Annotated in this window: 8 protein-coding genes and 2 tRNA genes; 7 read left to right on the top strand and 3 right to left on the bottom strand. The window is 52.5% G+C overall.

Annotated features, from left to right (window positions below; all coding sequences use genetic code 11):
- The first annotated feature begins 98 nt into the window (after positions 1-98).
- The 4 genes from E6072_RS02135 (at position 99) to E6072_RS02120 (ending at position 6,163) form a co-directional block, all read left to right on the top strand.
- Positions 99-887 (top strand): ATP-binding cassette domain-containing protein, encoded by a 789-nt coding sequence (locus tag E6072_RS02135; protein WP_316693411.1) that lies wholly within the window; start codon positions 99-101, stop codon positions 885-887.
- Between the two features lie 70 nt (positions 888-957).
- A complete protein-coding gene (locus E6072_RS02130; protein WP_316693410.1) occupies positions 958-2,295 on the top strand; it encodes a glutamine synthetase family protein in 1,338 nt (445 codons plus the stop codon).
- Between the two features lie 2 nt (positions 2,296-2,297).
- On the top strand, positions 2,298-5,432 hold the full coding sequence (locus E6072_RS02125; protein ID WP_316693409.1) for a bifunctional [glutamine synthetase] adenylyltransferase/[glutamine synthetase]-adenylyl-L-tyrosine phosphorylase: 3,135 nt from the start codon (positions 2,298-2,300) through the stop codon (positions 5,430-5,432).
- 29 nt (positions 5,433-5,461) lie between these two features.
- Positions 5,462-6,163 carry a histidine phosphatase family protein gene (locus tag E6072_RS02120; RefSeq protein WP_316693408.1) on the top strand — a complete coding sequence of 234 codons (702 nt, stop codon included), beginning with the start codon at positions 5,462-5,464 and terminating at the stop codon, positions 6,161-6,163.
- A 74-nt stretch (positions 6,164-6,237) separates the two neighbouring features.
- Here the strand turns inward: E6072_RS02120 and E6072_RS02115 are convergent, their stop codons facing one another.
- Complete coding sequence (locus E6072_RS02115; protein ID WP_316693407.1) at positions 6,238-6,942, bottom strand: DUF4191 domain-containing protein; 705 nt, start codon at positions 6,940-6,942, stop codon at positions 6,238-6,240.
- 135 nt (positions 6,943-7,077) lie between these two features.
- Between E6072_RS02115 and E6072_RS02110 the strand changes: the two genes are divergently transcribed.
- Positions 7,078-7,968 (top strand): hypothetical protein, encoded by an 891-nt coding sequence (locus E6072_RS02110; protein WP_316693406.1) that lies wholly within the window; start codon positions 7,078-7,080, stop codon positions 7,966-7,968.
- Positions 7,969-8,104: 136 nt separating this feature from the next.
- Here the strand turns inward: E6072_RS02110 and E6072_RS02105 are convergent, their stop codons facing one another.
- Both E6072_RS02105 and E6072_RS02100 read right to left on the bottom strand, forming a co-directional pair.
- On the bottom strand, positions 8,105-10,435 hold the full coding sequence (locus tag E6072_RS02105) for a BCCT family transporter (protein WP_316693405.1): 2,331 nt from the start codon (positions 10,433-10,435) through the stop codon (positions 8,105-8,107).
- Positions 10,436-10,502: 67 nt separating this feature from the next.
- Positions 10,503-11,417, bottom strand: coding sequence for an SPFH domain-containing protein (locus E6072_RS02100; RefSeq protein WP_316693403.1), 915 nt, complete (start codon positions 11,415-11,417; stop codon positions 10,503-10,505).
- Positions 11,418-11,639: 222 nt separating this feature from the next.
- Here E6072_RS02100 and E6072_RS02095 point away from each other — a divergent pair.
- Positions 11,640-11,712, top strand: a tRNA-Gly gene (locus E6072_RS02095).
- Between the two features lie 41 nt (positions 11,713-11,753).
- Positions 11,754-11,824, top strand: a tRNA-Cys gene (locus E6072_RS02090).
- Position 11,825 lies beyond the last annotated feature (1 nt).

The following is an 11,825-nucleotide window of genomic DNA, read 5'->3' as shown; positions in this document are numbered from 1 at the left end:
GCAGCTAGAAGTCTGATAGCTGTGGCGGGGGCGAGCACTTTGGGGAAGATGCTCGCCCCCGCCACGTATCGGCAAGCACACTGGTTAAGATGGGACATATGGATACTCTGCTCCGATTAAAACACGTCAGTTTTATGCGTGGAGGAAACCCGATCCTTCAGGATGTTTCCTTCAAAACCAAGCTGGGAGAGAACTGGGTAATTCTCGGCCCTAATGGGGCGGGGAAGACCACTCTAGTATCAATCCTGGCTGCGCGTAGCTATCCCTCCAGTGGGAAAGCCAAAGTTCTAGGGGAACGTCTAGGGACAGTACCGGTACAAGAATTACATGAACGGGTAGGGTTGTGTTCAACTGCGGCGCTGCGGGTAATCCCGCGCTCGCAAACCGTGAAGGCACTAATCCTTTCGGCCGCTTATGGCACTATGGTGCGCGGACGGGATCAAGATTTTGAAGATATCGACTATCAACGCCGCGAAAACCTCATGGAATTATTCGGGGTAGCAGCTCTACAAGATCGCAGTTTAGCTACGATCTCCGATGGGGAACGCCAACGGGTCTTGATTGCCCGGGCTCTAATGGCTGATCCGGAGATCCTGCTTTTGGATGAACCGGTAGCGGGGGTGGATCTGCAGGCTCGCGAACTTTTACTTTCCGCTCTCGATGAGCTCAGTTCGGATCCAAAGTCACCACAGATCGTGATGGTCACCCACCATTTAGAAGAAATACCGGCATCCTTCAATCGCGCAGCTTTGATGAAGGAAGGCAAAATCATGGCTAGCGGCGATATCGACCAGGTTCTGACCAGCGAAAACCTCTCAGAGGCGTTCAGCTTGCCGCTCAAATGTGGGCGCAGCGGAGACGGGCGTTGGTGGGCACACGCCCGGTAGTATCCGGCAACCATCCCAGTTGGAATAAGTAACTTTACACCCCAAATATCGGTAAACAGTAAGGAATATCGTGGACTCAGCGCAAGAGGATGTACTACAAAAGATTGCGGAACTGGGAGTAAAATTCATCCGCCTGTGGTTTACAGATGTATCCGGCTCCCTAAAATCAGTGGCGATTGACCCCGCAGAACTTGAGGACGCCTTTAACGAGGGGATCGGATTCGATGGTTCCGCCATAGAAGGCTTCACTCGCGTCTACGAATCTGACATGTTGCTGCGTCCCGATGCCTCTACTTTTCAAATCTTGCCGTGGCGAGGCGAGGACGCCGAAGTCGGGCGGATGTTTTGCGATGTATATACCCCGGATCTGCAGCCTGCCCGATCCGATCCTCGCCGCGTACTCGAGCGGCAATTAGAGCGCGCCGCCGATCTTGGTTTTACTTTCAATATTCACCCCGAGATTGAGTTCTATCTGCTAGAGCCGCCAACTTCCTTGGATGAGCCGCTGCGTCCTATCGACAATGCTTCCTATTTTGATCATGTGCCTAACGGGGGAGACAACTCTTTTCGCCGCCGAGCAGTGGCAATGCTGGAAGAAATGGGAATTTCCGTAGAGTTCTCGCATCACGAAAACGGGCCGGGTCAAAACGAAATCGATCTGCGAGCCTCCGACGCTCTAACCGGATCCGATAACATCATGACATTCCGGATACTGATTGAAGAGATCGCGATGCAAGACCGGATGGTGGCCACCTTTATGCCAAAGCCCATGGCGGGGCAGGCCGGCAGTGGAATGCACACCCATATGTCCCTTTTCGAGGGCGAGCATAACGCTTTTTACGATGGCGCCAGCGATATTTATCAGCTCTCTGCCACCGGACAGGCTTTTACCGCCGGGCTGCTCTCTCACGCACGTGAATACTCGGCGGTGGTAAACCAGCATGTTAACTCCTACAAACGCCTTTGGGGAGGCTCGGAGGCGCCCTCCTATATTTGTTGGGGACACAATAACCGCTCGGCGCTGGTGCGGGTGCCGCTGTATAAACCAGAAAAAGCCGGCGATGCCCGCATCGAATATCGCGGAACAGATCCGGCCGCGAATCCCTATTTGGCCTATGCTTCGCTGCTGGCTGCGGGGCTAGATGGGATTGAAAAAGAAATGAAACTGCCTCTAGAAACCGAGGACGATGTCTGGCGCCTATCTGATAAGGAACGCCGCGCCCAAGGAATCCCTGCCCTACCGCTAACTTTAGAAGAAGCCGTTTCAGAACTGCGCCAATCAGAGTTCATGGCCAAGGTATTGGGGGAGGAAGTTTTTGCCTATGTGCTGCGCAATAAAGAACGGGAATGGCGTGAATACTCGGCGCAGATAACCCGGGGAGAGCTAGCAAAGTTCTTGCGAGTATAGCTATGGCTAGGAAAGTTAGTCTCGCTTCGCGCCTGCGCTCTAGCGGGGTTACGGAAGTTGCTCGCGCCGAAAGCTGGGTAAGTAGCCCGGTCTTTGCCCCGCTAGTACAAAATGAAGACTTTTGGCGGGAACTGTCAGCGTCTGCCCACCCAGACCAAGTGCTAGTGTGCTTAATCAATCTGTTAGAAGCAATAGAGGGGACGGGAGAATACCTGGCTGAGAACCCTCGTCAGCGCGCCCTGGTGATAGCTATTTGCGGGGTTTCTCGTTTTGCCGGCGATTACCTGAATAGCCATCCGCAGCTCCTGTCGCAGCTAGAAGTCTCCCAGTCAGAGGCGTATTGGGATGGAAAACGCTATCAAGTCAGTCAAGAGCTAGATTTCATTGAGCGCTATCGCGCCCAGGTTCGCCTAGAAATTTTACAGGCTGTTAGTGCCCAGGAAATCCGCAGTGATACCTGGATAGCTCAGGAAGGCAATCTCAATGATCTGCGCCGCGCTTACCGCGCCCAGCTATTGCAAATAATTGCGGAGGACGCCTCGCATCCCGATCCTTTAGCTTTCTTTTCCGTAGTAGCCGGAAAACTCAGTGCCCTAACAGATGCTACTTTAGAAGGCGCCCTCGCCCTGGCACGCGGAAAATATGATCCCGCAGGCGAGGTAGATTTCGCGGTGATTGCCCTGGGTAAAACGGGAGCTGGAGAGCTTAACTATCATAGTGACATCGACCTGATCTACGTGGCCGAGCCCGCCGAAAATAGCAGACTCAGCGAGGACGAGGCTCTGGAAGTGGCTTCCCGCTTAGCGATCGGGATTTCGGCTGTCTGTTGTGGACCGGGAATCGAGATGCCGCTGTGGCCTATAGACTTAGCTCTGCGCCCAGAGGGTCAAGATGGAGCCACTTGTCGCACTGTTGCTGCTCACGCCAAGTACTATCAAAAATGGGCGAAAACTTGGGAGTTTCAGGCGCTGTTAAAGGCGCGTCCCGCAGCCGGGTCTCCTCGGGTAGCGGATGCCTATATGCAGGCAGTATGGCCGCTAGTGTGGACAGCAGTCGAGCGGGAAGGCTTCTTTAGTGACACGCGAGCAATGCGGATTCGAGTAGAAGAATCTATCCCTAGCCCTACAGCGGGTCGAGAACTTAAACTGGGACCCGGCGGGCTGCGCGATATCGAGTTCTCGGTACAACTGCTACAAATGGTGCATGGACGTACCGATGAAAGCTTGCGAGTGCGTCCCACGCTGCAAGCGCTCGACGCGCTCGCCCAGGGCGGGTATATCGGCCGAGATCCTGCCCGTCAGCTGGCAGACGCCTACCGGTTCTTGCGGGTTGTCGAACACCGGATGCAAATGCAGCGGATGTCGCGTACCCATTTATTCCCGCAAAACCGCGAAGACGAGCGCCGGGTCGGCAGATCTTTGCATCAAGAGAGTTTTGGGAAGAGCGGAGAGCTCACCAGCTATTGGGAAAAGTTGAAACCACTAATCCGCGCCCTGCAACAAGATATTTTCTACCGCCCCTTGCTGCCGGCAACCGCGGGGCTATCCAAAGCCGAGGCCGCCCTCAACCCCCAGGCAGCAGCCGATCGCCTCCGGTTGGCCGGATACCGGGACACTCGCGGAGCCTTAGGACATATTACTGCTCTGACCGCCGGGGTTTCTCGGCGCAGCCAAATCCAGAGCCATATTCTGCCGGTGCTGCTCGGCTGGCTGGCTGAGGGGCCTTCCCCAGATGCTGGTTTGCTGCGTTTTCGTCGCCTCTCGGAAGCAATCGGGAAATCCCATTGGTATATGGGACTGTTGCGGGACTCATCCCGGGTTGCCCACCGCTTGTGTACCATTTTGTCGCTCAGCCCTTATATCGCCCAGCGTCTTGAACATGTACCGGAAGCGGTACAGTGGCTAGACGATGATGAAAAGCTCGCTACCCGCAGTTACGCTCAACTTTATGCCGAAATGAAGGCACTATCGCGGCGTCACCAGGACAGCTCGGCAGCGATCGATTTGATTCGCCAAACCCGGGGGCGGGAATTACTACGTTGTGCCTTACGAGATGTGGTTAACCATTTAGATCCCATTTCTACCCAGGCGGCCATCACCGATATCAACGATGCCACCATTGCTGCCGCCAGCCAAGTAATCCTGCGCGAATTGTCGGCTAAAGAGAAGACTATTCCCCGAATTGCGCTAGTGGCGATGGGGCGCGGAGGAGGACGCGAATCAGCCTATGCTTCCGATGCTGATCTGATAGTGGTGCATTCTCCGTTAATTGATCCGCGTTGGAGCGAGCCCGGGGCAGTAGCCACAATACCGGCACCGTGGACAGAAAATACTCCGACTGGTGCTACTTTGCGGTCCCACGCTAAACTATCCGCCCCGGAAGCTTCCCGGATTGCGGTTCTATTCGCTACGCGGCTGCAAGAAGAAATGAACCGGCCAGCTACTGCGCCCATTTTGAGAATAGATTACGGGCTGCGCCCCGAGGGCGAGGATGGAGTGCTTTCTCGTTCCTTAACGGCTCTGAGTGACTATTATGAACGTTGGGCTGAGCCTTGGGAAATACAGGCGCTCCTGCGCGCGCGTGCTTTTTGTGGTGATCCAGATTTAAGGGAACAGTTCGTCAATGCTATTGATCCGATTCGCTATGAACGTCCCATTGGTGAAGGGGGCATCCGGCAAATACGTCTACTTAAAGCCCGTATGGAAAATGAGCGGATTCCTGGCGGACAGGACGCTTCTTTGCATGTAAAACTGGGGCCGGGAGGACTAAGTGACGTGGAGTGGGTTGCCCAGTTATTGCAGTTACAGGGAGCAGATTCTTGCCCACAGCTGCGGGTAACGTCAACTTTGGAAGCCTTAAAGGTAGCCGGTGAACAACGAATGCTATCGGATGCCGATCTAAAGGTTTTGACGCAGGCCTGGAAGTTAGCCTGCCGAATCCGGTGCGGAAATGTCTTGGTTACGAATCGAATGAGTGGCAATAAATTGGATTACCTACCTACGGCTGCCGCTCCTAGCTATGCCCTGGCGCGACTGCTGGGATATGCTCCCGGCAAAGAAAATGATTTGCGAGAAGACTATTTACGGCAGGCTCGCCGCGCTCGTGCGGTCACGGAGAGGGTATTTTACAATTCTTAAAAAGCAGGAATAGGAAGAAAGAGGAACAGATGAAACTGGTTTTGATGCGACATGGGCAAACTAGCGCAAATCTTACTGGAGCCCTGGATACCGCCGAGCCGGGTTCGCCTCTTAATGCCGAGGGGGAGCGGCAGGCACAAGCGGCGGTAAAGACTTGGGAAGAACTCGGTCTGCCTGCCCCCCAACTTATCGTGACCTCGAATCTGATTCGTACCCACCAAACCGCCCGGCCTTTGGAAGAACGATTCTCCCTTACCCGGATACAAAACGGGGACGCCAATGAAGTACAAGCGGGAAAGCTAGAAATGGCCAGTGACCTGGACTCGGTAGAGCAATATGTGCGCACTATCGGATCCTGGATGCAGGGCGATACCCAGGTGAGGATGGAAGGCGGGGAGTCCGGAGCGGAAACCTTGGCGCGCTTTAACCGCGTGGTTGCCCAGGCCGCCGAGGAAATAGACCCCGATGGCTGCGCGGTGATTGTGGCTCATGGCGCGATTATCCGCTACTGGTCGTATATGAATAGCCCGGAGATTACTTTTGCGCTGGCAGCGACGAAACCAGTTTCCAATGCTTCGCTAACGGTTTTCGAGGGCGAGCCCGGGAACTTTTCTGCTCAGATCTGGTCTTCGCGTCCGGTAGCAGATTGGGAAGTCGACGAAAGCGTAACTGAACTACGCCCCTCGAAAGCCCTCCTCGATAAAGTACTTGGCACTCCTAAAAAAGCTTAGGTAGCAACTGATAACCTACCGAACTAGCTTTACTAGAATTCTGTGGGAACAACTATCTGGAGCGGTTATCTCGCTTACTTTCCGCGCAGCATCCGGCGGTTAATCTTTGCTTTGTTGGGGTCTACTCCGCCGGGGAGACGATAGGCTTTATTTTGTAAAGATTGCAGCCGTTGTCCCACAATCGGAACCTCGTCCTTGCTGATTTCCTTCTTTAAGCGATTAATGGTTTTAAGGAGCTTGGAGATCGGAACCTGATTTTTCCCTTGTCCTGCCTGGATCTTATGGATAGGTACCGAAGGAGCCACTCGGTGACACTTGCGTTCTTGCTCATTTAGGAGCTCGGCTGCCCGTGAGGAGGGGCCTTCGGAGATAAGAACAATCCCTGGCCGGCCTACCAGGCGATATACCAGGTCTTGTTTACGGTTAAAAGCTACTGGTTCTTCTTCGACTATCCAACCGCGTTTAATAGAACGCAAAATTGCGTACACATTTCCTTTAACTCCCTCTAGCTGCTTATACATAGCGTTATTAGCCAGACGGGTAAGCAGGGTAGTCGCCAGCAGCATTCCTACCGAGGCTGCAATTATGATGTAGAAGATGGTGCGTCCTACGCTCACCGAGGTGAGTAGACAGATTATTAGCACAAGCAAAGGAACCGCTAACAGGATGGCAAGCATTGCCCAACCGATCCACGAATAGGTACGTTTGGTTACGCGGTAAACGTCCGCGAAGTTGTTCCACCAGTGCTTCTTTTTTTGCGGGTTATTTTGTGTAGCCATGATGATCTAAGCCTATCGAAAAAATGTGTAAACCGTATATTGCGCGGGTATCCCCAAAGCAAAGTTGGCAGAAGCGTTACTGGCGATCGTGGATAAAGCAGTGACAAATGAGGACGGAAGCACTTTAGTGGAGACATGGAAACTAAACATGCCTTAAACAATCCGGCTTGTCCTCAGCGAGGTAAGCAAAAAAATATCGTGGACGCCGCAGGTAGTAATTGGATAGCACTGGCGGTAGACGCTGAGCAAGCTGCGTTATTAAAACTGATAGTACCGCAGGGGAGAACTATTTTTCCCTGTCCGCATTTGATAGCTGATGACCAGGGAAAAAACTGGCTCCTGCGTCCCGATTATCCCCAGAATTTGCTAACTGGTAATAAAAATAGCCAATCCGCAAAAATAAAAAGCGGTAGGGGACCGGGTGCGGTAATGCCTGGCGGAAAGCTGGTAAAAACAACGGGACTTAGGATCGGGACAGTACCTAGAAAACCGGGTATTGCCAGTGATAATAGCGTCGAGAAGTTTGCTGTATCCGTTCGGTCAGCACAAAAAACCGTAAACTCTAGCCTAGATCTGACTGCAGTGCGCAGCCCCGCAACCGACTCAAATGTAAAAAGCCCTGTGCTTAAGCCGGCAGGTAAACCCCCAGCAGTTGCCCTAGCTGGCAGGCCTGCTTTACCCGGGAAACCTGTGGTGGCAGGAAAACGCTTGGCCACTCCCACCTCGGTATTTGCCCCAAAAATGGAGTCAGAAATAACAGGCTTGCCGGCCAGAGCGGTTGGCTGCGCTCCGGCTCCCGAAAGTGCGCCCGCCTCGGCCAATGAAACCTATCTGGTTAAACCCCTGTGGCAGAGACTAAAAGCCAAGGCTAACCGGGGGACAGCGGTAACTGAGCAGACTAACTTGGGGGATATTGAGATTCTCACCGAGCCTGTCGCCGCCTGGAAACTGTGGTTGCGTCGCGTGATACCGCCAGTTTCTGTGGCCTTACTCGCCCTCGGCTCTTGGCAGCTCGCGGTCGGCTAATAAATCCGGTCGTTGAGTCATTGTTTCAGCTAGCAGCGCGCCACCCGCGCCCTAGTCATCTCCAGGGTAACGGTGGCGTCTGGCCAAAGCGGTACACCGCTTTGGCCAGTGCATCGCCAGAAAAGAAACAAACTGGCTACTTTTTGCTATTTCTGGCAGTCTCGGTAGCAGAATCAGCCGGTGCTGAGCTAGTTTCCTCGGTTCCGCTTTCTGGATCGACTGAGGTATCCTCCACGCTGTCTGAGGGAACCGGATGTCCCTCGGCATCTTTATAGGTTTCTTCCTCTTCGTCCCAATAGACCGGGTTGCCAAACTTATCTAGATAAGTTTGGGAGGAATAGTCATAGTCAATAGGATTACCTTCGGTATCGGTGCGCCGATACCAGTCAGTTAGTTCGGGGGCAGTGGAATCAAATTCTGCGCCCGCTCCCTCGCCTTCTTTAGTGGGAACCACGACGATCTTGAAGTCATCTCCATAGCTCTTTAGGCCACCTACTACTGCTTTAGAAAGCGCGGAACGTTCAAAGTTGCGTCTAATGGTGAAAGGATCCCGCGATAGATCTCGCAAGAGAGCGATGATCATGGCGGCCACAATAATCGCAAACGGCAAGGAGGTCACGATAATCAAATTTTGCATTCCCTGTAGGGCGTCTTGGCCGCCAACTAGCATGCCGACTACTGCGATACCGGCCAGGCAAAGCCCCCAGAAAACGGTTATTTTACGATCCGGAACCGGTTTGCCCTGCTGAGAAAGTGAACCCATTACCACCGAAGCAGAATCGGCTGAGGTAATAAAGAAAATAGCCAAGCAGATCATCGCGATTACTGAAGTTATTTTACTGAGTGGCAAATTTCCGAGTAGGGCAAATAACATCACTTCTGCCCCTTCTTCTAAAGGCATATCTGTACCTTGAATCTGCATGTACATAGTGGTTCCGCCGTAGATGCAGAAGGAAATCAAACACACCAGGGTGGGGGCAAGTAACACTCCGGTTACAAACTGACGTAAAGTCCTGCCGCGCGAGATGCGGGCAATGAATAGTCCTACGAAAGGAGACCAAGAAATCCACCACGCCCAGTAGAACACTGTCCAGGCAGAAACGAACTGCCCGGCCTCCGGTCCGAACGAAGGAGAGGTAGATAGCAAACCAAATAAATCGGATAGGTAGTTCATCAAAGTGGAAGGCACCAGGTTCAAGATGAACACGGTCGGGCCAGCAAAAAAGATGAACGCCATGAGGCACAAGGCTAGCCCCATGTTGATATTGGAAAGCAAGCGGATTCCGCGCGAAATTCCCGAGACCGCTGAAGCAATGAAGGCTGCGGTTAGCACCGAAATAATCAGGAACAGGCCGGCATTACCGATTTTCCCGATGCCGGTAACCAGCTCGGCGCCGCGGGCAATCTGCAAGGCTCCCATCCCCAAGGAGGCACAGGTACCAAAGAGGGTGGTGGTAATCGCCAACATATCGATTATTTTTCCAATCCCACCCTGGGCAAATTTGTGTCCGAGCAGGGGCTCAAAAATGGAAGAAATTAAAGGTACCCGTCCGCGTCGGTAGGTTCCGTAAGCGATCGCGCAACCTACTAGGGCATAAATCGCCCAGGCATTGAGCCCCCAATGCAGCATCGTTTGTGACATGGCGTCATTGAGTGCCTGATAGGTTCCCGGTTTAGCGTTGGAATGGGGGGCAGGATTGGTAAAATAGATCATCGGCTCATAGGGGCCGAAGAACAGCAGCCCGATCCCCATGCCGGCGCTGAACATCATGGCTATCCAAGAACCATAGGAATATTCGGGTTCTTCGTTATCGCGACCCAAAGGAATATTTCCATAGCGCGAAAGCCCTATGAAAATCATAAACAGCAAAATAATGGCAGCCAAAATAGAGAATAACCAGCCAGTATTATCTACCACCCATTGCAAGACCACTTCGGATACGCTGCGCAGAGAATCGGTAGAGATAAGTCCCCACAGAATAAACCCGAGAACTAAGGTGCCGGTGCATAAGAACACCACCTTGTCAGTCCGGTACTTGATGATCTGCTCATCAATTGCAATACCGCGAACTAATCCCGGATGCATGCCATGAGGATAGGGAACCTTATGCAACAGATTTTGGGTCTGCTCCTTGGCGATCCGGGTTCCACGTTTCCAGGCACTGGGGTGCAAATCGCTGGAGGTATGTGCCATAGCTTTGCTTTCGGGTTCCGCTGGGGGAGCAGTAGCTGCTTTCTTGGAGACAGGATGATGGGAAAGCGTGTTGCGCAAGTGTTCGCTGCGCGATGCCAACCGGTGGACACGGTCGCGATCGGATCGTTCTAACTGGGAAATCCGGCGATCATATTTCTCCAGAAGCTGACGTAGTTCTTCCCCTCGTCCGGGGTGCTTTCCCCGTGGATGTCTAGAGCTGTGCGGTCGGTTTTCTGTGGACTGTTTGCGATTGTCTTTATTATTCTTAGTCATACTCAGTTATATTCGTTTTCTATTCTTAAACTGCCACTATTGCCACCGCATTGCGCGGCTAGCTGCCTTATTTTATTTCCTGGCCAGCTGCTTTTATGCCCGCCACTAAAGATGTGCGGATTTCCTCCATTGTATTAGTGACCCCGCTGGGATTAGACGGCAACATCAGGGTCTGGGTGTTTGAATACTTTGCCACCTCAGCCAGGGTATCAAAGTATTGGGTCATCAAGAGAATCTGTTGTGCCTGGTCACCAATACCGGCGTCCCGCAAAGATTCGTATTGTTCTACTAGTCCTTGCACAATAGCACGCCTTTGTAGAGCGATGCCTTCACCCTGAAGACGTTTGGATTCAGCGTCCGCTTCTGCCTGTTTAACTAGCTTAATCTTATCGGCTTCTGCTAGTTGGATAGCAGCTTCCCGCTCGCGCTGAGCAGCATTAATGGAATTCATAGAATCTCTCACTCGCTTATCGGGGTTAATGTCGGTAACCAGCGAGTTGACGATCCGAAAACCGTAGCGTGCCATTTGTTCGCCCAAAGAAATCTCAATCTCTTGGGCAATCGTGTCTTTTGAAGAGAAGGCTTCATCCAGGTTCAACTGGGACAGGGAAGAACGTACTCGGTCGAATACATAGGAAGTTATCTGCTGGGCGGGGTTAGACAGGGAATAGAACGAGGCCGCCGAATCTTGTACCTGGAACTGTACCGAAACCGGGATCGCTACGAACACGTTGTCTTTAGTTTTGGTTTCTACCACCAGATCCAGTTGCTGGATCCGGCGTTCTACAATTTTGGCAATCCGGTCGATAATAGGAATCTTAATGTTTAGACCGGGGGTACAAACACGCCTATACTTTCCAAAACGTTCGATAATCGCTTCGGTCTGCTGTTTTACGATAAAAATCGCGGAGTATAACAGGTACCCGATCAGTACTAATAGTAGTATTGGGATCAGCATGCTGCCACCTAAAATCTCGGTCATGGGTGACTCCTCCTAGAAATAGTCCTGGCTATATAGACATTTAGAGAATATCAACCCCTTTTCGGGTGCGCGCTTTGAAAAAATAAAAGCTATCCAGCCAGGATTTTTATTGCCGGAAAGTTTCCAAAGCCTATAATCCCAGTTTAAAGCAGCTGTGAGCAGACCCACGCAAAGTCAGTTTGGTAATCCATAGGTCTTTATAGATATACTTTCATACGCAACGCGGATGTAGCTCAGTTGGTAGAGCATCACCTTGCCAAGGTGAGGGTCGCGAGTTCGAGTCTCGTCATCCGCTCGATTTAGAGGGCGTCGCCAAGCGCGGCGCTCTTTGATTATGGTGGGTTGGTCGAGTGGTTAGGCAGCGGCCTGCAAAGCCGTGTACACGGGTTCGAATCCCGTACCCACCTC

The organism is Varibaculum cambriense (assembly GCF_032557235.1).
GTDB classification, from domain to species: Bacteria; Actinomycetota; Actinomycetes; order Actinomycetales; family Actinomycetaceae; genus Varibaculum; species Varibaculum cambriense_C.
Note: the sequence above shows the minus strand (reverse complement) of the source record. Positions and strands in the feature narration are given on the sequence as shown.